The sequence below is a fragment of the Nocardiopsis ganjiahuensis DSM 45031 genome (assembly GCF_000341085.1).
Classification (GTDB): domain Bacteria; phylum Actinomycetota; class Actinomycetes; order Streptosporangiales; family Streptosporangiaceae; genus Nocardiopsis; species Nocardiopsis ganjiahuensis.
In genome coordinates this window covers 42,015-65,304 of the sequence record NZ_ANBA01000015.1, presented here as the reverse complement: position 1 = coordinate 65,304, position 23,290 = coordinate 42,015, and the positions used below count along the sequence as shown (strand labels likewise).

The following is a 23,290-nucleotide window of genomic DNA, read 5'->3' as shown; positions in this document are numbered from 1 at the left end:
GTTTCCACGAGGAGAAAGATGAGCAGCACGCCATCGGGCGACGAGGCCTTGGAGCCCTTCGCTGTTGAGCTGCACGGGATCACGAAACGTTTTCCCGGCGTCGTGGCCAACCACGACATCGACATCACCGTGGCTCCCGGTACCGTGCACGCCATCGTCGGCGAGAACGGCGCAGGCAAGTCCACGCTGATGAAGACCCTGTACGGCATGCACAAGCCGGACGAGGGCCAGATCCTGGTCCGGGGCCAGGAAGTACGCTTCAACTCGCCCTCGGACGCCATCAGGCACGGCATCGGCATGGTGCACCAGCACTTCATGCTCGCCGACAACCTCACCGTGCTGGAGAACGTGGTCCTGGGCGCCGAGCGCAAGCACGGCATCGGCCGCAACGCCAGGAGCCGCATCCAGGAGCTGTCCGCCCAGTACGGGCTCGGGGTCGACCCCGACCGCCTCATGGAGGAACTGGGCGTCGGCGACCGCCAGCGCGTGGAGATCCTCAAGGTCCTCTACCGCGGCGCCGAGACGATCATCCTGGACGAGCCCACCGCCGTCCTGGTCCCGCAGGAGGTCGACGAGCTCTTCGACAACCTGCGCGAGCTCAAGCGCGAGGGCCTCACGGTCATCTTCATCTCGCACAAGCTCGACGAGGTCCTGTCGGTCGCCGACGAGATCACCGTGATCCGCCGCGGCACCACGGTGGCCACCGCCGACCCGCGCGCCACCACCGCCCGCGAGCTGGCCACACTCATGGTGGGCGGCGAGCTGCCCGTGCCCGAGCTGCGCGAGTCCACCGTCACCGACCACGTCGTCCTGTCGATGACCGGGGTCACCGTGCGCTCGCCGGAGGACCGGCCCGTCGTCGACGACGTCTCCCTGGACATCCGCCAGGGCGAGATCGTCGGTATCGCCGGCGTCGAGGGCAACGGCCAGTCCGAACTGATCGAGGCCATCATGGGCATGCGCCGGATCGCCTCCGGCACCATCACCCTCGAGGGCCGGGACATCACCGACTGGGCCACGCTGCGCATCCGCGAGGCCGGGGTCGGCTACATCCCCGAGGACCGCCACCGGCACGGCGTGCTGCTGGAGTCCCCGCTGTGGGAGAACCGGATCCTGGGCCACCAGACCCGCCGGCCCAGCGTCAGGGGCTCCTGGATCAACCGGGCCGGGGCCCGCGCCGACTCCGAGCGCATCGTCTCCGAGTACGACGTGCGCACCCCCAACATCGACGTCATCGCCGACGCGCTGTCCGGGGGCAACCAGCAGAAGTTCATCATCGGCCGTGAGATGAGCGGGGACCCGCGCTTTCTGGTCGCCGCGCACCCCACCCGGGGCGTGGACGTGGGCGCGCAGTCGGCCATCTGGGAGCAGCTGCGCGAGGCGCGCGCCGCCGGGCTGGCCGTCCTGCTGATCTCCGCCGACCTCGACGAGCTCATCGGCATGTCCGACACACTCCACGTCATCCTGCGCGGCCGCCTGGTCGCGGAGGCCGACCCGACCAGCGTCACCCCCGAACAGCTCGGCTCCGCCATGACCGGCGCCGGGCTGGACGGCGCGGACGCGCACACGACAGAAGGTGGCAGCGGTGCTGAGGGCACCAACCGGAACGAGAGCGAGGGCGGCGCATGAGTAACTCCGGACGCCGCACCGTCGCGGCACCCGTCGTCCTTCTCCTGGCCGTGGTCCTGGGGGTCGCGGCCACCTTCGCCCTGGACCTGTTCCTCCTGTGGTGGGCGGCGCTCCTCATCGGCGTCACGCTGGCCTTCGGCCTCGTGGCGGCGCTGGCGCCGATCACCCCGGACGAGCGCCGGATCGGGGCCGACGGGACCAAGGAGGAGGGCACGCCCCTCCACAACGTCCTCGTCCTCCCGATGTCGTTCATCCTGGCGGTGGCGGGCGGCCTGGTCTCCGCCTGGGTACTGGACCTCCAGCTGATCGAACCCGTCGCGGCGGCTCTCGGCGCGCTGGTCGGCTCGGCCCTGGCGTTCGTGCTGTTCCACCGCCTGGCCGCGATGATGGCGCTGTCCTTCGCCGCGGTCCTGTCCGCCGGCGTGATCGCGATCGCCGTCACCGCCGCCGTGCTGTACTTCAGCGGTATCGCACCGTTCCAGACCTTCGGGCGGATGGCCGAGTTCGGCACCCGGCCGGACAGCATGGTCCAGATCATCAACAGCAGCATCACGTACTACCTGGCCGCCGTGGCCGTGGCGATCGGCTTCAAGATGAAGCTGTTCAACATCGGCGTGGACGGCCAGTACCGGCTCGCGGCGCTGCTGGCCGCGGCCGTGGGCGGTTACCTCGTGCTGCCGCCGGTGATCAGCCAGATCGTCATCATCGCCACTGCCATCGTGGTCGGCGGTGTGTGGGCCGGCATCGCCGGTTACCTCAAGGTGGCGCGCGGGGTGTCCGAGGTGATCTCCACGATCATGCTCAACGCGATCGCCACCGGCATCACCGCCTACCTGCTGAGCACCGACCGCCTCGCGGTGGAGATCAGCACCAACAACATCGGCACGCCGCCCATGCCCGAGTCGGCGTGGGTGCCGGGCATCCCCGCGGGCTTCCTCGGCTCGCAGCGGGAGATCTACGGCCTCGTCTTCCTGGCCGCCGCGGTCGGTGTCCTCTACTGGATGATGCTCAACCGCACCCGCTTCGGTTTCGAGCTGCGGGCCACCGGCCAGTCGCAGACCGCGGCCGAGGCCAGCGGCGTGAACGTCAAGAAGATGGTCTTCCTGTCCATGCTCTTCTCGGGCATGATCGCCGGGCTGGTGGGCCTGCCCCAGCTGCTCGGCCACTCGCACTACTACGCGCTGGACTTCCCGGCGGGTATCGGCTTCATCGGTATCGCCATCGCCCTGCTGGGCCGCAACCACCCGGTGGGCATCGTCTTCGCCGCGCTGCTGTGGGCCTTCCTGGACCAGGCGGCGGGCATCCTGCCCTTCGACGGCATCCCGCAGGAGATCGCGGTCATCGCGCAGGCCACCATCGTCCTCACGGTCGTCGTGGTCTACGAGGTCGTGCACCGTTGGGGCCGTCGCTACCAGCAGCAGCAGATCGGCAAGCAGCTCGGCAGGACCGTCGAGTCCAGCGGGGAGGCACAGTGAGCCAGGAACTGAACATCAAGGAAGCGGTGAAGCCGCGGTCACGGCCCAGGGGATGGTCGCGCTGGCGCTTCCTCACCCTGTTCGCCGCGGTGCTCGTCTCCCTGGCCGGCCTCCGCGTCATCACCGGCCAGGACATGCTCACCGACTCGGGCACCGTCCGCACCACGCTCACCTTCGCCGTACCCATCGGCCTGGCCGCCCTCGGCGGTCTGTGGGCCGAGCGGGCGGGCATCATCAACATCGGCCTCGAGGGCATGATGATCCTGGGCACCTGGTTCGGTGCCTACTTCGCCTGGAGCACCGGCGACCCGTGGATCGGCCTGATCGCCGGCGTCCTCGCCGGTATGGCCGGCGGTCTGCTGCACGCGGTCGCCACGGTGACCTTCGCGGTGGACCACATCGTGTCCGGTGTGGCGATCAACATCCTCATGCTCGGCGCGATGCGCTACCTGTCGATCCTGGTGTACGCGGACATCCCCGGCGCCGGAGCCGCGCAGTCACCGACCACACCGGGCTTCCCGACACTCAACCTGCCGGTCGTCCCGGACCTGCTGCGACCCGTGGCGGCCAGCGGCCTGTTCCTGGTCAGCGACCTGGCGAACATGGTGATCGGCCTGACCACCCGGATGTCGGCGTTCACCCTCGTCGCGCTCCTGATGGTCCCGCTCACCTACCTGGTGCTGTGGAAGACCACCTTCGGCCTGCGGCTGCGGTCGGTCGGTGAGAACCCCGACGCCTCCGAGTCGCTCGGTGTGGCCGTCTACCGCCTCAAGTACATCGCGGTCGTCGTCTCCGGCGGTCTGGCCGGTATGGGCGGCGCGTTCCTGGCCATGGTGGCCTCGAACATCTACCAGGAGGGGCAGACCGGCGGCCGCGGCTACATCGGTCTGGCCGCGATGATCTTCGGCAACTGGCGCCCCGGCGGTCTGGCCATGGGCGCCGGGCTGTTCGGTTACACCGACGCCCTCCAGCTGCGCGGCGGCGGCGAGGCCATCCACGCGATGCTCCTGCTGTTCGTGGCGGCCCTGCTGGCCTGGACGCTGTGGAGCACGCGCGCGGCCCTGCTCGGCCGGATCGGCTCGGTGGCCGCCGTCCTCGGCGCGCTGCTGTACGCGTTCACCGCGGCCGGTCCGCTGGCCTCCCTGTCCGGGGCGCTCTACCCGGTCTCGGCGCTCCTGCTGCTGGTCGGCCTGGTCCTGGCCCTCTGGAGCACCCGCGAGAAGGGCACGCCCCCGCTCGCACTGGTCTCCGTCGGGCTGCTGACGGCCGGCGCCCTGGCCTACTGGGTGAGCTCCTTCGCCGGCGGCGGCGCGTCCATGACCACCGCCTTCGTCGTGCTGACCCTGCTCGGTGCCGCGGCTGCTCTCGCCGCGATGTGGAAGACCAAGAAACGGGCCACGGCCCTGGCGGCCCTGGCCGTCGGCGCGGCATCGCTGCTGCTGTTCTGGTACTTCGGCACCGACTCGCTGCCACGCGAGCTGGCCACGTACAGCCCGCACATCGCCACCCTGCTGGTGCTCTCGCTGGCCTCGCAGAGCCTGCGGCCGCCGGCCGCGATCGGTAAGCAGTGGAGGGCGAGCAGATCATGACCGGACACGCTGGGAACGACACCGCCGCGGTGGACTGGCAGGCCCTGCGGGCGGCGGCCCGGGAGGCCATGGCCAACGCCTACGCGCCCTACTCGAACTACCCGGTGGGTGCGGCGGCGCTGGTCGACGACGGCCGGACCGTGAGCGGCTGCAACGTGGAGAACGCCTCCTACGGCGTGGGCCTGTGCGCCGAGTGCGGCCTGGTCAGCGCGTTGCACGCCACCGGAGGCGGGCGCCTGGTCGCCTTCGCCTGCGTGGACGGCCGGGGTGAGACCCTGATGCCGTGCGGGCGCTGCCGCCAGCTGCTGTACGAACACGGCGGACCGGAGCTGCTGGTGGACACACCCGAGGGCGTCTGGCCCATGGAGCGTGTGCTGCCGCAGGCCTTCGGGCCGCACAACCTGGCCTGACCCGCCGGGCGTCTCCCCGGTCGCCGAGCCACGGCGGCCGGGGAGACGCCTTTTCCACCGCTTCTCACCACGGAAGGAACATGACATGGACGTCATCGAGATCATCCGAGCCAAGCGCGACGGGGGAACGCTCTCCCCGGAGCAGATCGACTGGGTGATCGGGGCCTACACCCGTGGTGAGGTGGCCGAGGAGCAGATGGCGGCGCTGGCGATGGCGATCTTCCTGCGCGGCATGGACCGCGCCGAGGTGAGCCGCTGGACCGAGGCGATGCTCTCCTCCGGCGACCGTCTGGACTTCTCCGACCTGGCCCGTCCCACCACCGACAAGCACTCCACGGGCGGGGTCGGCGACAAGATCACCCTGCCGCTCACGCCCACCGTCGCCGCCTGCGGCGCGGCCGTCCCGCAGCTGTCCGGGCGCGGGCTCGGCCACACCGGCGGCACCCTCGACAAGCTGGAGTCGATCCCCGGCTGGCGCGCGTCGCTGTCCACCGAGGAGATGCGGAAGGTCATCACCGAGACCGGCGGCGTGATCTGCGCGGCCGGGACCGGGCTGGCCCCGGCCGACCGCAAGCTCTACGCGCTCCGCGACGTCACCGGCACCGTGGAGTCCATCCCGCTCATCGCCGCCTCCATCATGAGCAAGAAGCTCGCGGAGGGCACCGCCGCCCTGGTCCTCGACGTCAAGGTGGGCTCGGGCGCGTTCATGAAGGACGCCGACTCCGCCCGCGAACTGGCCCGCACCATGGTGGACATCGGCAACGACCACGGCGTGCGCACGGTCGCCCTGCTCACCGACATGGCCACGCCCCTGGGTCGCCAGGTCGGCAACGCGCTGGAGGTCGCCGAGGCCGTGGAGGTGCTCTCCGGCGGCGGCCCCGCCGACGTCGTGGAGCTCACCGTGGCCCTGGCCCGCGAGATGCTGCTGGCGACCGGGCTGACCCCCGGCGAGAACGGCGTGAAGGACCCCGCGGAGGCCCTGCGCGACGGCAGCGCCCTGGAGGCCTGGAAGGACCTCGTCCGCGCCCAGGGCGGCGACCCGGACGCGCCCCTGCCCGAGGCGGCCGAGCACCGCGTGGTGCTCGCGCCCGCCGACGGTGTGCTGACCAGGCTGGACGCCTACCAGGTGGGCCTGGCCGCCTGGCGCCTGGGCGCGGGCCGTGCCCGCAAGGAGGACGCGGTGTCCTTCGGCGCCGGGGTCACCCTGCACGCCAAGCCGGGCGAGGAGGTCAGGACGGGTGAGCCGCTGTTCACCCTGCACGCCGACGAGCCCGAGCGCTTCGACCGCGCCGCCGAGGCCCTGGAAGGGTCCTTCGACATCGAGGACGCGGCGGTCCGGAAAGCCGACCCGCTGCTCATCGACCGCATCTCCTGAGACCGATCTTCTGAGCTCGGTCTCCTGAACCCCGGGACGCGGGTTCCCGTGGGGTCCTCCTGCGCCGGGCACACACGAGCGGAGGGGCCGGCACCGGTGCCGGCCCCTCCCGCGCATCCTCGAAAGCCGTACTACTCCATGACGGGCGGCATCATCTGCTGCGGAGCGGCGTCCGGGATCAGCAGGAACGCGGTGGCGGCCGCCAGGACGAACAGGAAGCCCACGACCGCCGTCGCGGTGGCGGTCCACCGCGCCCAGTTGCGGGTGCCCCTGTTGAGCAGGGCGAGCGCCAGGGTCGCGGCGAGCACGGTGAGCAGGGCCACCGCGCCGCCCGTCCAGATCTGCATCTCGATCTGGCGGATCTGGTTCGGGTCGATGGCCTGCCCGCCGACCAGGATCATGCTGGTCAGGATCTCCAGCAGCTGGCCGGAGAGGACGGTCACGGCGAGGAACGCCACACTGATGATGCTCAGCGTCTCCGAGGAGAACGCGCCGCCCGGCCGGGGTTCGACCGGGGCGGCCTCGAACTCGTGGTCGTACCCGTGGTCGAGTTCCTCACCGCCGGGGCCGCCCGCCGCGGCACCCGGGTCCTCCGGCGTGACGGGAGGCTCCGTGGCGACCCCCGGCTCGAACTTGGGCTGCGGGGAGCCCTCGGTGGGTCTGTTGATGTTCTCGGGCCTGGTGTTGTCTTCCGGTGCGGTACTCACGCGGCCAACGTACCTGCGGGTCCGGGTAAGCGGGACCTAAGAATCGCCTGCTCACCCCCGGGAAACCACCAAGATCCGATTACCGTCCCGCTGCCGGGAGGAATTCGAAGGCACGGGACTCGGCTTCGCCGGGTGTGCCGTCGGCGCCGAGCCGGAGCACGTTCAGGGTCGCGTCGACCAGCATCCCCTCCTCGTTCCACGTGAAGGGCCCCCGGGGCCCGACGTAGGAGATCGTCCCGCCCTCGCGCAGCAGGGAGACACAGGGCGCGTAGCCGGTGCAGGCGGTCTCCCCGCTGGTGACGCCGGGCATGTGCGCGGCGATCTCGGCCGGGTCCACGGTGCCCGCGGCCTCGGCGGCCAGGGCGGTGGTCAGCACGCAGTCGTACAGTGCGCCGCCGTTCCCGCCGTGGCTGGGCACCGGCTTCCAGGTATCCACGTCCTCGGGGGCGAACCCGGGGCCGCCCGTGGGGTGGCCGACCACCGTGACACCCTCGGCGGGCAGGCCCGTCTCCTCGAAGGCGCCCGGTTCCATGAGCTCGTGGAGCAGGGTCTCCAGGTACACCCCGCCGGGGTCCATCCCGGCGGAGAGAAGCTCCGCCGTGATGTCGAACCCGAACAGCGAGTCCGTGACGATGACGGCCTCCACCTCCTGCCCCATGAGGTCGGCGGCGACCGCCTCGGGGTCGAATTCCTCATCGCCCGGGGGCTGGAACAGCGGGATCCTCTCGATCTCGGGCAGGACGGTGACCCCCGACGCCTCCAGGGCCAGGACGGCGGACTCCCGGGTGATGTCGGGGGTGGAACTGATGGGGCTGTCGAGGACGGCCACCACCTCGTGTCCGTCGTCCGCCACGACCTCGGCCAGGGCACCGGCGACCAGGTCCCAGGAGGGTGCGCTGATCAGGGGCGGGGCCGGGGCCAGCTCGGGGGTCCGGTGCAGGAAGTCGCCGCTGGCGCAGTGCGTAGGGCTGGATGCGCTCCCCGCCTCCGAGATGGTGTGGGTGTGGTCGACGCTGGAGCTGAGGAGGACGTGGGCCCCCTCGCCGGTGAGCCGCTCGGCGACCGCGCCGACGACCAGCCCGCTTCGGGTTCGGGGGCCGTCGGGCGCGGAGGCCGGGCCGGGGGTGGTGCCGGGGGAGGTCTCCGGCCCCGGGGGCACGGGGGCGGAGGGTTCGGGGGATTTCACGGTTCTCCTCGGGAGATGGGGGATGAACCCGTGACAGTATTCCGGTTCTGTGAGGATGGTCGGCTTCCGGTGGCCGAACCGTGGCCGATCGGGTGCCGCCCGGCGACACTCGTGTCGGCAGGGTGAGCGGTCAGGAGCGCTCCGCGTCCTCCGGGGCCCTCTCCTCCTGGGCCGGGGCGATCCCGCGGCGGGACAGGGCCCAGCGGCGGCCGAAGGCCACGAGCACGACCACGGCGACCACCGCGAGGATGCCCAGGGAGACCGGGCGGGTGACGAAGATCGAGAAGTCACCCCCGGAGATCAGCAGCGACTGGCGCAACGAGACCTCGAGGATGCCGCCGAGGATGAACGCCAGCACCAGCGGTCCCACCTCGTAGCCGAACTTGCGCAGGGCGTACCCGAGCAGCCCGAACACCAGCATCACGACGATGTCGGACACCCGGTTCTGCACGGTGTACACGCCGATCAGCATCACGACCAGGGCGACCGTCGACAGGATGGTGATGGGCACGCGCAGGACCTGCACCCAGGCGCCGATGAGCGCGGTGTTGAACACCAGCAGCAGAACGTTCCCGACGAACATCGAGGCGATCACACCCCAGAACACGTCGGGCTGGTTGACCATCAGGGACGGTCCGGGGGTGATGCCCTGGATGAGCAGGGCCCCGTAGAGCAGGGCCAGCACCACGTTGGGCGGGATGCCCAGGGTGAGCAGGGGAACGAAGGCGGTGGTGGACCCGGCGTTGCTGGCCGCCTCGGGCCCCGCCACGCCCTCGATGGCGCCCTTGCCGAACCGGGAGGGGTCCTTGGCCCGGCGCTTCTCCACCACGTACGCGGTCATCGACGAGACCACGCTGCCGCCACCGGGCAGCAGCCCCAGGACGCTGCCGAGGAGGGTGCCGCGCGCCAGGGCCCCGCCGGACTGGCGGAAGTCGGCGCGCGAGGGCCAGATCCGGCCGATCTTGTGCTTGATCTTCGTGCCGGTGGGGCTCTTGTCGATGCTGTACAGCACCTCACCGAGCCCGAACAGGCCCATCGCGATGGGGATGAAGCTCAGCCCTGCGAGGAGGTCGGTGCTGCCGAGGGTGAACCGCGGTTCCCCCGAGACGGAGTCGAGGCCGACGGTGGCCAGGAAGAGCCCCAGCCCGGCGGCGACCAGCGCCCGGCCGACGGACACGTTGCCCATCCACGCCACGAGCAGGACCCCGGTCAGGGCGACGAGTGTGTACTCGGGCGGCCCGAAGTTCAGGGCGACCCCGGCGAGCAGGGGAGCCAGCACCACCAGGAAGACGGTCGCGGTGATCCCGCCGACGAAGGAGCCCACGGCGGCGATCCCCAGGGCCGGTCCGGCCCGGCCCTTCTGCGCCATCGGGTACCCGTCGAAGGTGGTCACCACCGAGGAGGCCTCCCCGGGGATGCGCAACAGCACCGAGGTGATGGTTCCGCCGTAGACGGACCCGTAGTAGATCCCGGCGAGCAGGATGATCGCGGGGGCCGGGTCCAGCACGTAGGTCAGGGGCAGGAGCAGGGCGATGGTGGCGGTCGGGCCCAGGCCGGGCAGGACGCCGATGAAGGTGCCGATGAGGACGCCCAGGGCCACGAACACGAGGTTTCCGGGTTGGAGGGCCACCTGGAAGCCGTGGAGGACGCTGTCGAGGTGGTTCATCAGCTCGTTCCCTTCAGGAGCGCGATGATCGGGTCGGGAGGCAGGGGGATGTTGAGCCCGTACACCAGGCCCGCCGTCAGGAACGCGGTCACCGCCGCCGAGAGCAGGAGCGCGGTCCACCAGCGCATCCCGGCGAGGACGCGCAGCCACAGCAGCTGGAGGGCGAACACCGGCAGCACCAGGCCGGCCACGGCGAACAGGGCGGTGAACACCGCCATGCTGACCAGGGCCGTCACCAGGCGGCGGGGGTTGTGGCTGAAGACCTCCTCGGAGGGCTCGTCGCCGACGGGCGGCCTGATGGCGAAGGCGGCGACCAGGATGAGCGCCCCCGCGGCGAGGGGCCAGAAGCCCGGGCCGGGCTCCCGGGGCGAGCCCGGCCCCAGCAGGACCGAGCCCAGCACGACGAGGCCGCCGAAGCCGCCCCACACCAGCCGCTGGGGCCACACGGGCCGGGTCGTCCTGTCGGCCTCGAAGTCCGCCGGGCCGCCGGGGCCGTCGGCCGTGTCGAGGGTTTCGGGGGTACCGGGGCTGCTCACGACTCCTCCTCCCGGATCAGCGCGACGAAGCTCTCGTGCATCGCGTCCATGACCTGCCTGCTCAGATCCGAGGAGGTGGGACGGTCGTTGGCGACGTAGTCCTCACCCACGGCCTCGGCGAGCTCCGGGGACTCGGCGCAGGAGCGCGTGTGCCCCTCCAACAGCTCCACGAGCTCGTCGGGGGTGTCCCCGTGCAGGACGGGGAACCAGAAGGAGTCGGACATCGGCAGCCCGTCGTAGCCCAGCTCCTCGAAGGTGGGCACGTCCGGGATGTGCGGCATCCGCTCCTGTCCGCCGGAGACCGAGACGTGCAGTCCCGTGTCCTCCAGCTGGTCCATGACCTCCTTGGAGCTCTCGGTGAACACGGCGTCCACGTCCCCGGCCAGCAGTGCGGTGATGGCGGGCCGGGACCCCTCGTAGGGGACGGCGCGCAGGGGCGCGCCCCTGACGTCGGCCAGCAGGTTCAGGGTCTGGTGGGGCGCGCTGAGGGCGCCGGGGGTGGAGACCACCAGGTCCTCCTCCCGGTCGAGGAACCCGGGGCCGACCTCCTCGTGCAGGTCCGCCGGGGTGATCAGGACGGAGGGTGCGTGGGTGACCTCGTTGAGCTGGGTGAAGTCGTCCTTGTCGTAGCCCACGGTGGGGACGCGGAGCGGGACGACCACGGGTCCGCTGGTGGTCACCATGGCCATGGTGTGGCCGTCGGCGGGCGCGCCGAGCAGGTCGTTGAGGGCGATGGCCTGGCTGCCGCCGGGCTTGTTCTCGACCACGACCTCGCGGTCGAGCCGTTCGTTCAGGCAGCGGGCGACGTTGCGGGCGATGGTGTCGGTGCCCCCGCCGGGGGCGAAGCCCACCAGCATCGTGACGGGGCGTTCGGGGTAGCGGTCGGGATCGGCCGTGGCTGCTTCGCCTCCGCATGCCGTGGCCGCCAGGGCCAGGGCGGACGCGAGTGCGGGCAGGGCGAGTCGTCGGGTCATCGGTGCGCCTTACGTTGACGACGGTCGTGCCTGGAGGGTGTCGGTCGGGTGTGGGTCGGCGTGTGGTCCGGAGCGGTGGTCACCGCGGCCGGAGCCGGGCGCGCAGTTCGCGTTTGAGGACCTTGTGGCTGGGGCCCATGGGCATCTCGGAGACCACCTCGACCCTGCGCGGGTACTTGTGCGCGGCCATCCGGGTACGCGACCAGGTGACGACCTCCTCGGGGTCGACTCCGACCCCGGCGGCCGGCACCACGACCGCGCACACCTCCTCGCCCAGTTCGGGGTGGTCCAGCCCGATCACGGCGACCTGGGCCAGGTCGGAGCGCTGGGCGAGGACCTCCTCCACCTCGCGCGGGTAGACGTTGTAGCCGCCGCGGATGATGAGGTCCTTCTTGCGGTCGACGATGCTGACGAACCCGTCGGGGGAGCGGACGCCGATGTCCCCGGTGCGGAACCAGCCGTCCTGGAGCGCGGCGGCCGTGGCCTCGGGGTCGTCCAGGTAGCCGGCGAACACGTTGTGTCCGCGGACCACGATCTCCCCGCGCTCGTCCGGCGGCAGGAGCACGACGGAGTCCTCGTTCCCGGCGTCGGCGATCTCCACCTCCACACCCCAGACGGCGTGCCCGACGGTGCCCTCGCGGGTTCCGAAGGCGGGCTGGTTCGTGCTGGCCGTGGGGGAGGTCTCCGAGAGGCCGTAGCCCTCGTGGACGACCGTGTCGAACTCCTTCTCGAAGCGCCGCAGCAGGGCCACGGGCAGGGCGGCGCCTCCCGAGACGCAGAAGCGCAGGGCGGGGAGCGCGCCGACGTCCTCCGTTCGGACGGCCTCGGACAGGCGGCTGTACATGGTGGGGACGCCGAGGAACACGGTGACGCCCTCGGTCCGCATGAGCTCGATCGCCGCGGCGGGGGAGAAGCGCTCGTGCAGGACGAGGGTGCCGCCCAGCCGGAACGTGGTGTTGAGCGCGACGGTCTGCCCGAAGGTGTGGAACAGGGGCAGACAGCCGAGGACGGTCTCGTGGCGGTCGAACGGGTGGTTGTCGAAGGCGTTCACGGTCGCGTTCATGACCAGGTTCAGGTGGGTGAGCACGGCGCCCTTGGGCCGTCCCGTGGTGCCGCTGGTGTAGAGCACCACGGCGGGGTCCTCGGGGCGCCGGGCCACGGCCCGGTCCAGGGCGGGGGTGCGCTCGGCCAGGGACGCGAGGGTGCCCTCCTCGGAGGAGGGGCCGATGCGGTGCACGGCCGCCCCGGCCTCCCGGCCGGCCTCGCGGGCCGTGTCCAGGTGCTCCTCCCGGCTCAGGAGGAGCCGGGATCCGCCGGCGGTGAGCAGGTGGGTGATCTCCCGCGAGGTGAGCATGGGGGCCAGCGGCAGGACCGTGCCTCCGACGGCGAGCACCGCGTAGTAGCAGCGGACGAAGTCGGTGTGGTTCCCGGCCAGGAGCGCGACGCGGTCCCCCTCGGCGACTCCGAGGGAGCGGAGTGCCCCCGCGTGCTCGAGGACCTCCTTCCAGAGCCGCCCGTAGGTGAGCCTCTCCGTGCCGGAGACGAGGGCCGTCCGTTCGGGGAAGCGTCGGGCGGGGTCGGACAGCAGGGTCGTGAGTGAGAGTCTCATCGTCCTCCCGGTGGACTCGGGCGCCCGGCGACCTTCGCGGACGGCCGGGCCGGGGTTGCGGGCGGGAGCCCCGCGGGGGCGGGGCCTGCACGGGGAGGCGTGTTCCCACAGGTGGGGCCTGGAGAATCGGTTAACCTACCAGTGTTAGGTTTCCTGTGATTCTAAGCACATCCCCAAGGCGGGGGCAATAGCGGACATTCGTCACTCGAGGTGCAGGCGGAGGCAGGTGTAACAGGAGGTGGCGCCGGTCTTCCCGGCGCACGGGAAAGGGGCCGTGGACGGTGTCCTCGGCCCCTGGGGGTGTGGTCGCGGTGTGGGCGGGTTCAGGCCAGCAGCAGGTACGACAGCACCGTCATGAGTGCGAGGAGGACTCCCACCAGCACGGTCGCCGCGGCCAGCTGGCGGGCCCACTGCCGGGTGCTCGACCCGGACCTGACCAGGGCGACGGCCGCGAACACGACGGCCAGGGCGGAGAGCAGCCCGGCGCCGATCAGCTCGCCCCGGACCTCCAGGGTGAGGGCGCCGTACGAGCCGGTGAGGGTCTGCTGGTTGAAGATCCTGATCAGCTGGGTGGACAGCAGGGTCGTGACCAGCATGAGGAGCCCGGCGATGCTGAAGGTCTCGGGGCCGAACAGGGTGCTCCGGTTCGGGGCGGGCCGTCCGGCGAGGAAGGCCTCGTCGGCGGCGGGCGAGGCCCCGGTGGAAGCGGAGGCCTCGGGAGCCTCCTCGGTGGCCGAAGGGCTCTCGGTGGAGGAGGGCGTCTTGGTGGGGGCGGTGTCTTCTGGGGAGGTACTCACCCGCGCCAAAATACCGCTCGCCTTTCCCGTCGCCCGTGTCCGTAACGAGTCAACTGCGGCCGGTTCCGGCCATATCGCCCCGGAGGGCCGTTACGGGGAGAAACAATCACGAGTGCTTGTTTTTTTCTGTGTCCGGTGTCACTCTCTTTGCCATGACCGCTACACCAGCCCCCTCTCTGCGGGTCGGGAACGCCTCCGGCTTCTACGGTGACCGCCTCTCGGCCGCCCACGAGATGCTCACCGAAGGCCCCGTGGACGTCCTCACCGGCGACTACCTGGCCGAACTCACCATGGCCATCCTCGGCCGCGACCAGCTGGCCGATCCGAGCCGGGGCTACGCCAGAACCTTCCTGAAACAGATGCGCGAGTGCCTGGCGATCATCATGGAACGCCGCGTGCGCGTGGTCACCAACGCGGGCGGCCTCAACCCCCGGGGACTGGCCGACAAGCTCACCGAGCTCGCCGACAGCCTCGGCTTCGAACCGCGCATCGCCTGCGTCACCGGTGACGACCTGCTGGACCGCGCCGAGGAGTTCAACCTCGGCACCCCCCTGACCGCCAACGCCTACCTCGGCGCCTTCGGCATCGCCCGCTGCCTGGACGCGGGCGCCGACATCGTCGTCACCGGCCGCGTCACCGACGCCTCCCTCGCCGTCGGACCGGCCGTCTCCCACTTCGGCTGGACCCGCGACGACCTCGACGCCCTCGCCGGGGCCACCGCCGCCGGACACGTCATCGAGTGCGGCACCCAGGCCACCGGCGGCAACTACGCCCTGACCGGTGAGCTCGCCGGCCGCAGCCTGGACCACCCCGGCTTCCCGATCGCCGAGATCAGCGCCGACGGCTCCTCGGTCATCACCAAGCACACCGGTTCCGGCGGGGCGGTCACCGTCGGAACCGTCACCGCCCAACTCGTCTACGAGATCGCGGGCGCCCGCTACCCCGGCCCCGACGTCACCACCCGGTTGGACACGGTCCGGCTGACCCAGGAGGGAGACGACCGCGTACGGATCAGCGGGGTGACCGGGGAGGACCCCCCACCGGACCTCAAGGTCGGCCTGACCGGGATCTCCGGTTTCCGCAACGAGGTCGAGTTCCTCCTCACCGGCCTGGACGCCCGGGCCAAGGCGGACCTCGCCGAACGCCAACTGCGAGCCGCCCTGGCCCGCAACCGGCCGGGTGATCTGAGCTTCGAGTTCACCCCGGCCCCCGACCCCCACGGTGACACCCAGGACGCGGCCACCGCCCGGCTGCGCGTGGTCGCCCGCGACCACGACCCCTCCGTCATCGGCCGCCGCTTCGGCGCCGCCGCCGTGGAACTGGCCCTGGGCAGCTACGCCGGATTCCACATCACCGCGCCGCCGCGCGACGCCCGCCCCGACGGGGTGACCGTCACCCACGCGCTGGTCCCGTCCACCGAGGTCGAGCACACCGTCATCACCCCCGACGGCGACCTCGAGAGCGTCCCGCCGCCCGAGCGCACCAGGGAACTGACGGAGGTCCCCGAACCGCCGCTGCCGGAACCCCTGCCCGAAGGCCCCACCCGGTCGGCCCCGATCGGCCTGGTCCTGGGGGCTCGCAGCGGAGACAAGGGCGCCGACGCCAACGTGGGCGTGTGGGCCGCATCCGACGAGGGCTGGCGGTGGCTGGCGCACACCCTCACCGTTGACGCGCTGCGCGAGATCCTCCCGGAGACCGCGGACCTGAGGATCACCCGCCACCTGCTGCCCTCCCTGCGCGCCGCCAACTTCTGGATCGAAGGGCTCCTCGCCCCCGGCACGGCCCGCAGGGAAGGCCTGGACCCCCAGGCCAAGGGACTGGGGGAGTGGCTGCGCGCCCGCCGCGTCCGGATCCCCGAGTCCCTGCTGCCCCAGACCGCCCCGTCCGAGACCCCGTTGCCCGAGGAGGGCCCGTGAGCGTCCTGACCTCCAGACTCGACACCCGGGGCCCGGCCTACGCCGAGGCCCGGGACACCATGCTCGCCAAGCTGGCCGAACTGGACACCGAACACGCCAAGGCCCTGGCCGGGGGAGGTGAGCGCTACGTCGAACGGCACCGCTCCCGGGGCGGTCTGCTGGCCCGCGAACGCATCGAACTCCTCCTGGACGAGGGCAGCCCCTTCCTCGAACTCTCCCCGCTGGCCGCGTGGGGCAGCGACTTCCACGTGGGCGCGAGCACCGTCACCGGTGTCGGCGTGGTCTCGGGCGTGGAGTGCGTGATCGTCGCCAACGACCCCACGGTGCGCGGCGGCTCCAGCAACCCCTGGACCCTCAAGAAGTCCCAGCGCGCCGGGGAGATCGCCGAGCGCAACCGGATGCCGATGATCAGCCTGGTGGAGTCGGGCGGCGCCGACCTGCCCACCCAGAAGGAGATCTTCATCCCGGGCGGAGGTACCTTCCGCCACCTCACCCAGCTCTCGGCCGCGGGCATCCCCACCATCGCCCTGGTCTTCGGCAACTCCACCGCGGGCGGCGCCTACGTGCCCGGCATGAGCGACCACGTGGTCATGGTCAGGGACCGCTCCAAGGTCTTCCTCGGCGGCCCGCCGCTGGTCAAGGCGGCCACCGGCGAGGAGAGCGACGACGAGTCCCTGGGCGGCGCGCGCATGCACGCGGAGGTCTCCGGGCTCGCCGACCACCTGGCCGAGGACGAACACGACGCCATCCGCATCGGCCGCCGCATCGTGGCCCGCCTCAACCACACCAAGGCCGGTCCCGCGCCGGCCGCCGAGGTCCGCGAACCCCTCCTGCCCGCGGAGGAGCTCCTCGGGATCATGCCGCCCGACCTCAAGGTCCCGGTCGACCCCCGTGAGGTCGTCGCGCGTGTGGTGGACGGCTCGGAGTTCGACGAGTTCAAACCGTCCTACGGCCCCGGGCTGGTCACCGGCTGGGCCACCCTGCACGGCTACCCCGTGGGCATCCTGGCCAACGCCAACGGTGTGCTCTTCAGCGCCGAGTCCCAGAAGGCCACCCAGTTCATCCAGCTGGCCAACCGGTCGGACACGCCCCTGGTCTTCCTGCACAACACCACCGGCTACATGGTCGGCGCCGAGTACGAGCAGGGCGGGATCATCAAGCACGGCTCGATGATGATCAACGCCGTCTCCAACAGCACCGTCCCGCACTTCTCCGTGCTCATCGGCGCCTCCTACGGCGCCGGGCACTACGGCATGTGCGGTCGCGCCTACGACCCGCGCTTCCTCTTCTCCTGGCCCAGCGCCCGCTCCGCCGTCATGGGGCCCAAGCAGCTCGCCGAGGTCATCTCGATCGTCTCGCGGGCCTCGGCCGCCAAGAAGGGCCGGCCCTACGACGACGACCAGGACGCGGCCATGCGCGAACTGGTCGAGAACCAGATCGAGGCCGAGTCCCTGCCGATGTTCCTGTCCGGCCGGGTCTACGACGACGGTGTCATCGACCCCCGCGACACCCGCACCGTCCTCGGGCTGTGCCTGTCCTTCGCCAGCAACGCACCGGTACGCGGCACCGACCGCTTCGGTGTCTTCCGAATGTGAGAAGGGGAGGACCATGACCCACACACCCCACACCGTCCCCACCAGTCCCGAAACCACCCGCCCCATCGGCACGCTGCTGGTGGCCAACCGCGGCGAGATCGCCCGCCGTGTCATCCGCACCTGCCGGACCCTGGGCGTGGCCACCGCCGCCGTGCACGCCCCCGGTGAGGAGAACGCCGCGCACGTGCGTGAGGCCGACACCGCCGTGTGCCTGACCGTCCCCGAAGGGCGCGGCCCCGTCGACGCCTACCTCGACCCGGACGCGCTGGTCGCCGCCGCCCGAACGGCCGGTGCCGACGCCGTCCACCCCGGCTACGGCTTCCTGTCCGAGAACGCCGCCTTCGCCCGCGCCGTCACCGGCGCCGGGCTGACCTGGGTGGGCCCGCCCGCCGACGCGGTCGAGCGGATGGGCTCCAAGACCCTCGCCAAGAAGGTCGCCCGCGACGCCGGGGTGCCGGTCGCCGACGCCCTCGATCCCGACGACGTACGCGCCGACGACCTCCCCGTCCTGGTCAAGGCGGTGTCCGGGGGCGGCGGACGCGGCATGCGCGTGGTCCGCGGCCTCGCCGACCTCGCCGCCGAGGCCCAGGCCGCGCGCACCGAGGCCGCCTCGGCCTTCGGCGACCCCTCGGTGTTCTGCGAGCCCTACGTGGAACGCGGCCGCCACGTGGAGGTCCAGGTCCTCGCCGACCACCACGGCACCGTCTGGGCGCTGGGCGAACGCGACTGCTCGGCGCAGCGCCGCCACCAGAAGGTCCTGGAGGAGGCGCCGGCCCCCGGACTGCCCGAGGAGACGCGCCGGCGCCTGCACCGGGCAGCACGCGACCTCGCCTCCGCCATCGGCTACACCGGCGCCGGAACCGCCGAGTTCCTCGTGCCCGTCACCGAGGCGGGACTCGGGGAGCCCGTCTTCCTGGAGATGAACACCCGCCTCCAGGTCGAACACCCCGTCACCGAGTGCGTCACCGGCCTGGACCTGGTGGAGTGGCAGCTGCGCATCGCCGAGGGCGAACCCCTGCCCGGCGCCGAACCGCCCGCGCCGCACGGCCACGCCGTCGAGGCCCGCCTGTACGCCGAAGACCCCCGCAACGACTGGCGGCCGCGGACCGGCGTCCTGCACGCCTTCGACGTCCCCGCCGCCACCGTCAGCTTCACCCCGCTCACCCGGCCCGGGGTCCGCCTGGACCACGGAGTGGAAGCGGGCGACACCGTCGGCACCGACTTCGACCCCATGCTGGCCAAGGTCATCGCCTACGGCCGCGACCGGCGCGACGCCCTGCGCCGCCTCTCCTCGGCCCTGGCCGACGCCCGCCTGCACGGGGTGGGCACCAACCGCGACCTGCTCGTCCGCGCGCTGCGCCACCCCGACTTCGCCCAGGCCCACGAGCGGCCCGAACGCCTGCACACCGGGTTCCTGACCGGTGAGCGCCTCGCCGGACTCGCCCGGCCCCTCGCCGGACCCGAGACCGAGGAACTGGCCGCGCTGGCCGCCTCCCTGGCCTCGGTCGAGGCCGCGCGCGGAAGCGGCACCCTCCCGGCCGGGATCCCCGCGGGCTGGCGCAACCTGCCCTCGGCCCCGCACCGGCGGCGCCACACCACCCCCGACGGGCGCGAGATCACCTCGGCCTTCCTGTCGGTGCGCGGCACGCACCTGCCCGAGCGGGAGGGGGTGCGGGTGCTCTCGGCCGCCCCCGGCCAGGTGGTCCTGGAGGCGGACGGTCTGCGGCGCGCCTTCACCGTCACCGTGCACCCGGGCGGCGCCGACGTGTACGTCGAGTCCGCTCTCGGCCCGGTCACCCTCACCCCCGTCGACCCGCTCCCCGAACCCGAGGCCACCGTCGACCCCGGCGCCCTGCCCGCGCCCATGCCCGGCACGGTCACCGCCGTGGACGTCACCGTGGGGGAACAGGTCCGCGAGGGCCAGACCCTCCTGCGGATGGAGGCCATGAAGATGGAGCACCGCGTCACCGCCCCCGCCGCCGGCACGGTCCGGGAGCTCCCGATCGCAGCGGGGGAACGCGTACCGGCCGGCGCGCCGCTCGTCGTCCTCGACTACACCGACCCCCACAGCGACACCACTCCCCACAGTGAAGGGCCCGACCAGTGACCGCTGCCATGACCTTCAACGAACCCTCCGAGCGCGTCGAACTCCGGGCCGCGGTGGCCGACTTCGCGGGCAAGTACGGCTCCGAGTACTACAGGGCCAGGGCCAAGGAGGGGACCTACCTCACCGAGCTCTGGCGCGAGGCCGGCGGGCTCGGCTACCTGGGCGTCAACATCCCCGAGGAGTACGGCGGCGGTGGCGGCGGCATCGGCGACCTGGCCGCCGTCCTGGAGGAGCTCAGCGCCGCGGGCTGCCCCACCCTGATGATGGTGGTCTCCCCGGCCATCTGCGGCACCGTCCTGTCCCGCTTCGGCACCCCCGAACAGCGCCGCCGCTGGCTGCCCGGCCTGGCCACCGGCGAGGCCGTCATGGCCTTCGCCATCACCGAACCCGACGCCGGTTCCAACTCCCACCGCATCACCACCACCGCCCGTCGCGACGGCGACGGCTGGGTGCTCAACGGCCGCAAGACCTTCATCTCCGGTGTCGACGTCGCCGACGCCGTCCTCGTGGTCGGACGCATCCAGGACGAGGACACCGGGCGCCTGTCCGCCGCGCTGTTCGCCGTCCCCACGGACACCCCCGGGTTCGAGGCCCGGCGGATCGAGATGGACATCGTCAGTCCGGACCACCAGTTCCAGCTGTTCATGGACGACGTCCGCCTGCCCGCGGACGCCCTCGTCGGCGACCCCGAGGCCGGGCTCCTGCAGCTCTTCGCCGGACTCAACCCCGAACGCATCATGGCCGCCTCCCTGGCCACGGGCAGCGCCCGCCACGCCCTCGACAAGGCGGTCGCCTACGCCAAGGAGCGCGTCGTGTGGCGGGACACACCGATCGGCGCCCACCAGGGGCTGGCCCACCCGCTGGCCCAGGTCAAGATCGAGGTCGAGCAGGCCCGCCTGATGACCCAGCACGCGGCGCTCCGCTACGATTCCGGCGACGACGCGGGCGCCGGAGAGGCGGCCAACATGGCCAAGTACGCCGCCGCGGAGGCGTGCGTGCACTCGGTCGACCAGGCCGTGCAGACCCTCGGCGGCAACGGCCTGGCCAGCGAGTACGGACTGGGGTCGGCGATCGCCGCCTCCCGTCTGGCCCGGATCGCCCCGGTGAGCCGGGAGATGGTCCTCAACTACGTGGCCCAGCAGTCCCTCGGCCTGCCCAAGTCGTACTGACCACGGGGGCACCACAGCGGAGAAGAGGCGTGCGGTGGAGACGGCATCCGACCGGGAGCCGAGACAGGAGCGCAGCCGGGCCACCCGGGCCCGGCTGCTGGACGCGGCGGTGGGGTGCCTGTCCGACCGCGGCGTGGCGGGGGCCACGGTAGGCGCGGTCGCCGAGCGCGCCGGGGTGTCCCGGGGCGCCGCGCAGCACCACTTCCCCACCCGGGAGGACCTGCTGCTCGCGGCGCTGCGGCACATCGTGGACGTCCGCGGCGCCGAGCTGCGCCGCCGCGCCGAAGCGGTCCCCGAAGGGCCCGGCCGCACCGAGGCGGTGGTGCAGATGGTGGTCGACGCCTTCAACGGGACCGGTTTCAACGCCGCCCTCCAACTGTGGGCCGGAGCCGCCAGCGACCCCGCCCTGCGCGAACGCGTCATCCCCCTGGAGGAACAGGTGGGACGGGAGGTGCACCGCGCGGCCGTGGAGCTGCTGGGCGCCGACGAGTCCGTCCCCGGCACGAGGGAGGCCGTCCAGGCCACCCTCGACCTCGCCCGGGGGCTGGGCCTGGCCAATCTGCTCACCGACGACGGCGCCCGCCGCCGCCACATCGTCCGCCAGTGGGCCCGCATGCTCGACCAGGCCCTGACCGGCTCCTGACCTGGATCGCCGGGCGGCCCGCCCGCCGCTCTCCCGCACACCCTTCGGTTCCCCTGCTGTTCACTGTCGGGTAACCGCCTACCACCCCGGCGCGGTGGGCGATTATGATCGAAAAGGCCGGGCAAAATCTCGGCACAGACACGATCAAGACAGTTCTTCACAACAGGTTCTTCGGACAAGGCGGTGTGCCGGTGGGTGCGGATACGGGCAGGGACCTTCCCGGCCTGGCCAGGCGGGCAGTGGACGCGTTCGCGGAGAGCTCCGCGCGGGGCAGGGATCGCGACGTCCTCATGGACACCGCCTTCGCGCGGCTCTTCGATCTCTACCAGGCGACGTCCAGGGCGGAACGCCAGTCCCCGGCGGGGCAGAACTTCAACGCGACCCTCGCCGACCTCCTGGTGAGCGGCAACAACCCGGACCGGCTCAGCCTGTACGTGGTGCGGAGCCAGACCGCCGCCGAGAACGGCCGGCACGAGGGCTACCGCCCCGCCTGCTGGCGACGCTCCATGCTCCAGCTCCTCGGCGACGAGTTCGTGCCGCTGCAGACCGTCCTGCGCCCGGTCGACCTGGACGCCTTCCCGCGCATCGACGACGCTCTGGAGGCCGTGGCGGCCGACGCCAGCCCGGCCACCGTCGAGGCGGTCCCCGCCTGGGTGCCCGACACGCACTGGTGGTGGTGGGAACCGGCCCGTCAGCGCGGGGAGGAAGCGCCCTCGCACACCCGCGCCGACAGCGGAACCCTGGACGCCGTCACGGATTGACCCGGGCCCCGGAACCGGAGCCCCGCCCCGGGCCTCAGGCCGGGGGTTCGCGCAGGGAGTCGAAGCCGCCCCGGGCGGGAACCAGGTGGATCTCGCCGGGCCGGGCGGTCTCGACGGTCTCCTCCAGATGGACCATGAGCAGCGAGCAGGCTTCTTCCAGGCCCTCGTCGTGCCGGGTGCCGAACGCCCCCACCGCGTCCTCGGCCAGATCCCGCAGCCGCGCGGCCAGGGAGGGCGGGTCCAGGTGCAGGACCAGCGGCTCCTCCAGCTCCCGGCCCTGGAAACAGCTGATCCGGATGCCGCGGTCCCCCGGCAGGACCTCGGCCCGGCTGGTGGCCCGGTAGGTCACCGGCGCTCCGGCCCCGCCGGGGTGGACGGTCACCTCCGTCCCGCCTGTCAGCTCCCTGACCAGCCAGTCCCACGCTTCCTGTTCGTCCATGCCCCCATGCTGGCCCCGGCCGACACGGGACGCCGGGGACGACACGGACAGGACCCGGATCCGGGCTCAGCCAAGGCTTGGAACAGCCGCGTGCGGGTCCACACCGGAGAGGGCCAGGCCCATCAGGAACCCGGCCGCCTCCTCCAGCTGGCGGGCCCGGGCCAGCGGGCCCAGCACGGCCTGGGTCGCGCCCAGGTCCGCGACGAGCCGCCCGCTGGTCCTCAGCGCATCGAGGTCGTCGCCGCACACCGCCACGGTCACCTCCGAGTTCTGCTCGGCCGGCCGCTCCCAGAACGCCGCCGGGAACAGGTGGAAGGCCTTCACCACACGGGCGCCGGGCGCGAGCTCGGCGACGCGCCCGGCGGCCGACCCCCCGGGAAGCAGGACGCCGGTCCCGTGCTCCACCGCGTTGGTCGGATCCAGCACCGGGACCCCGGCCAGGGAGCCCTCGTGTGCCCCGGCGGAGCGGAGCGCCGGCTCCATCCCCTCCCAGCCCACCGCGAGCAGGACCGCGTCCCTCCCGGCCACCGCCTCGGCGGGGGAGGCCGCACCCGCCCGCTCGCCGAGCGCCCGCGCCACCTCCTCCGCCCTGTCCCGGGAGCGTCCGCCCACGGTGACCTCGTGCCCGGCGCGCAACCAGCCGGTTCCCAGGGCCTTCGCCATCGTTCCGGTTCCCAGAACACCGATTCTCATACCGCGGTCTCCTC

General features: G+C 72.2%; 20 protein-coding genes. 11 read left to right on the top strand and 9 right to left on the bottom strand.

Annotated features, from left to right (window positions below; genetic code table 11):
• Nucleotides 1-18: 18 nt before the first annotated feature.
• The 5 genes from D458_RS0121790 to D458_RS0121770 all read left to right on the top strand — a co-directional run bounded on the left by D458_RS0121790 (nucleotide 19) and on the right by D458_RS0121770 (nucleotide 6,478).
• Nucleotides 19-1,629 carry an ABC transporter ATP-binding protein gene (locus D458_RS0121790; RefSeq protein ID WP_017588863.1) on the top strand — a complete coding sequence of 537 codons (1,611 nt, stop codon included), beginning with the start codon at nucleotides 19-21 and terminating at the stop codon, nucleotides 1,627-1,629.
• Nucleotides 1,626-3,104: an ABC transporter permease gene (locus D458_RS0121785; protein ID WP_017588862.1), complete on the top strand. Its 1,479-nt coding sequence runs from the start codon at nucleotides 1,626-1,628 to the stop codon at nucleotides 3,102-3,104. Before D458_RS0121790 ends, D458_RS0121785 begins: the two co-directional genes overlap by 4 nt.
• Complete coding sequence (locus D458_RS0121780) at nucleotides 3,101-4,693, top strand: ABC transporter permease (protein ID WP_017588861.1); 1,593 nt, start codon at nucleotides 3,101-3,103, stop codon at nucleotides 4,691-4,693. The genes D458_RS0121785 and D458_RS0121780 overlap by 4 nt, the downstream gene beginning before the upstream one ends.
• Nucleotides 4,672-5,103 carry a cytidine deaminase gene (locus tag D458_RS0121775; protein WP_017588860.1) on the top strand — a complete coding sequence of 144 codons (432 nt, stop codon included), beginning with the start codon at nucleotides 4,672-4,674 and terminating at the stop codon, nucleotides 5,101-5,103. Before D458_RS0121780 ends, D458_RS0121775 begins: the two co-directional genes overlap by 22 nt.
• Nucleotides 5,104-5,188: 85 nt before the next feature.
• Nucleotides 5,189-6,478, top strand: coding sequence for a thymidine phosphorylase (locus tag D458_RS0121770; RefSeq protein ID WP_017588859.1), 1,290 nt, complete (start codon nucleotides 5,189-5,191; stop codon nucleotides 6,476-6,478).
• A 131-nt stretch (nucleotides 6,479-6,609) separates the two neighbouring features.
• Here the strand turns inward: D458_RS0121770 and D458_RS0121765 are convergent, their stop codons facing one another.
• The 7 genes from D458_RS0121765 to D458_RS0121735 all read right to left on the bottom strand — a co-directional run bounded on the left by D458_RS0121765 (nucleotide 6,610) and on the right by D458_RS0121735 (nucleotide 13,953).
• Entirely contained in the window at nucleotides 6,610-7,185 is a 576-nt protein-coding gene (locus tag D458_RS0121765; protein ID WP_017588858.1) for a hypothetical protein, read from the bottom strand.
• 79 nt (nucleotides 7,186-7,264) lie between these two features.
• Nucleotides 7,265-8,371 carry a hypothetical protein gene (locus D458_RS0121760; RefSeq protein ID WP_026119560.1) on the bottom strand — a complete coding sequence of 369 codons (1,107 nt, stop codon included), beginning with the start codon at nucleotides 8,369-8,371 and terminating at the stop codon, nucleotides 7,265-7,267.
• 130 nt (nucleotides 8,372-8,501) lie between these two features.
• Complete coding sequence (locus D458_RS0121755; RefSeq protein WP_017588856.1) at nucleotides 8,502-10,037, bottom strand: tripartite tricarboxylate transporter permease; 1,536 nt, start codon at nucleotides 10,035-10,037, stop codon at nucleotides 8,502-8,504.
• Entirely contained in the window at nucleotides 10,037-10,573 is a 537-nt protein-coding gene (locus tag D458_RS0121750) for a tripartite tricarboxylate transporter TctB family protein (RefSeq protein ID WP_017588855.1), read from the bottom strand. The genes D458_RS0121755 and D458_RS0121750 overlap by 1 nt, the downstream gene beginning before the upstream one ends.
• Nucleotides 10,570-11,547 carry a tripartite tricarboxylate transporter substrate binding protein gene (locus D458_RS0121745; RefSeq protein WP_017588854.1) on the bottom strand — a complete coding sequence of 326 codons (978 nt, stop codon included), beginning with the start codon at nucleotides 11,545-11,547 and terminating at the stop codon, nucleotides 10,570-10,572. Before D458_RS0121745 ends, D458_RS0121750 begins: the two co-directional genes overlap by 4 nt.
• A gap of 79 nt (nucleotides 11,548-11,626) precedes the next feature.
• Nucleotides 11,627-13,156, bottom strand: a complete 1,530-nt coding sequence (locus D458_RS0121740) for a long-chain-fatty-acid--CoA ligase (protein ID WP_017588853.1) — start codon at nucleotides 13,154-13,156, stop codon at nucleotides 11,627-11,629.
• A gap of 323 nt (nucleotides 13,157-13,479) precedes the next feature.
• Nucleotides 13,480-13,953: a hypothetical protein gene (locus D458_RS0121735; RefSeq protein ID WP_017588852.1), complete on the bottom strand. Its 474-nt coding sequence runs from the start codon at nucleotides 13,951-13,953 to the stop codon at nucleotides 13,480-13,482.
• A gap of 152 nt (nucleotides 13,954-14,105) precedes the next feature.
• Here D458_RS0121735 and D458_RS0121730 point away from each other — a divergent pair, with 152 nt between their 5' ends.
• From D458_RS0121730 to D458_RS0121705, 6 genes are all read left to right on the top strand, one after another.
• Nucleotides 14,106-15,869: an acyclic terpene utilization AtuA family protein gene (locus tag D458_RS0121730; RefSeq protein ID WP_017588851.1), complete on the top strand. Its 1,764-nt coding sequence runs from the start codon at nucleotides 14,106-14,108 to the stop codon at nucleotides 15,867-15,869.
• Entirely contained in the window at nucleotides 15,866-17,464 is a 1,599-nt protein-coding gene (locus D458_RS0121725; protein ID WP_017588850.1) for an acyl-CoA carboxylase subunit beta, read from the top strand. Before D458_RS0121730 ends, D458_RS0121725 begins: the two co-directional genes overlap by 4 nt.
• A gap of 13 nt (nucleotides 17,465-17,477) precedes the next feature.
• Nucleotides 17,478-19,571, top strand: a complete 2,094-nt coding sequence (locus D458_RS0121720) for an acetyl/propionyl/methylcrotonyl-CoA carboxylase subunit alpha (protein ID WP_017588849.1) — start codon at nucleotides 17,478-17,480, stop codon at nucleotides 19,569-19,571.
• Nucleotides 19,572-19,579: 8 nt separating this feature from the next.
• The gene (locus D458_RS0121715) at nucleotides 19,580-20,740 is read left to right on the top strand and encodes an acyl-CoA dehydrogenase family protein (protein ID WP_017588848.1); all 1,161 of its coding nucleotides are present in this window, start codon (nucleotides 19,580-19,582) and stop codon (nucleotides 20,738-20,740) included.
• Nucleotides 20,741-20,774: 34 nt separating this feature from the next.
• A complete protein-coding gene (locus tag D458_RS0121710; protein ID WP_017588847.1) occupies nucleotides 20,775-21,383 on the top strand; it encodes a TetR/AcrR family transcriptional regulator in 609 nt (202 codons plus the stop codon).
• A 185-nt stretch (nucleotides 21,384-21,568) separates the two neighbouring features.
• Nucleotides 21,569-22,144 carry a hypothetical protein gene (locus D458_RS0121705; RefSeq protein ID WP_026119557.1) on the top strand — a complete coding sequence of 192 codons (576 nt, stop codon included), beginning with the start codon at nucleotides 21,569-21,571 and terminating at the stop codon, nucleotides 22,142-22,144.
• 34 nt (nucleotides 22,145-22,178) lie between these two features.
• Here D458_RS0121705 and D458_RS0121700 read toward each other — a convergent pair whose 3' ends face one another.
• Both D458_RS0121700 and D458_RS37990 read right to left on the bottom strand, forming a co-directional pair.
• Nucleotides 22,179-22,583 (bottom strand): hypothetical protein, encoded by a 405-nt coding sequence (locus tag D458_RS0121700; protein WP_017588845.1) that lies wholly within the window; start codon nucleotides 22,581-22,583, stop codon nucleotides 22,179-22,181.
• A gap of 66 nt (nucleotides 22,584-22,649) precedes the next feature.
• Nucleotides 22,650-23,276 (bottom strand): NADPH-dependent F420 reductase, encoded by a 627-nt coding sequence (locus tag D458_RS37990; RefSeq protein ID WP_017588844.1) that lies wholly within the window; start codon nucleotides 23,274-23,276, stop codon nucleotides 22,650-22,652.
• Nucleotides 23,277-23,290: the final 14 nt, after the last annotated feature.

Bases quoted from the DNA above. Each gene is read 5' to 3' on its own strand.
- D458_RS0121790 (WP_017588863.1), top strand. From the start codon at position 19: ATGAGCAGCACGCCATCGGGCGACGAGGCCTTGGAGCCCTTCGCTGTT.
- D458_RS0121785 (WP_017588862.1), top strand. From the start codon at position 1,626: ATGAGTAACTCCGGACGCCGCACCGTCGCGGCACCCGTCGTCCTTCTC.
- D458_RS0121770 (WP_017588859.1), top strand. From the start codon at position 5,189: ATGGACGTCATCGAGATCATCCGAGCCAAGCGCGACGGGGGAACGCTC.
- D458_RS0121755 (WP_017588856.1), bottom strand. From the start codon at position 10,037: ATGAACCACCTCGACAGCGTCCTCCACGGCTTCCAGGTGGCCCTCCAA.
- D458_RS0121745 (WP_017588854.1), bottom strand. From the start codon at position 11,547: ATGACCCGACGACTCGCCCTGCCCGCACTCGCGTCCGCCCTGGCCCTG.
- D458_RS0121740 (WP_017588853.1), bottom strand. From the start codon at position 13,156: ATGAGACTCTCACTCACGACCCTGCTGTCCGACCCCGCCCGACGCTTC.
- D458_RS0121730 (WP_017588851.1), top strand. From the start codon at position 14,106: ATGACCGCTACACCAGCCCCCTCTCTGCGGGTCGGGAACGCCTCCGGC.
- D458_RS0121720 (WP_017588849.1), top strand. From the start codon at position 17,478: ATGACCCACACACCCCACACCGTCCCCACCAGTCCCGAAACCACCCGC.
- D458_RS0121715 (WP_017588848.1), top strand. From the start codon at position 19,580: ATGACCTTCAACGAACCCTCCGAGCGCGTCGAACTCCGGGCCGCGGTG.
- D458_RS0121700 (WP_017588845.1), bottom strand. From the start codon at position 22,583: ATGGACGAACAGGAAGCGTGGGACTGGCTGGTCAGGGAGCTGACAGGC.
- D458_RS37990 (WP_017588844.1), bottom strand. From the start codon at position 23,276: ATGAGAATCGGTGTTCTGGGAACCGGAACGATGGCGAAGGCCCTGGGA.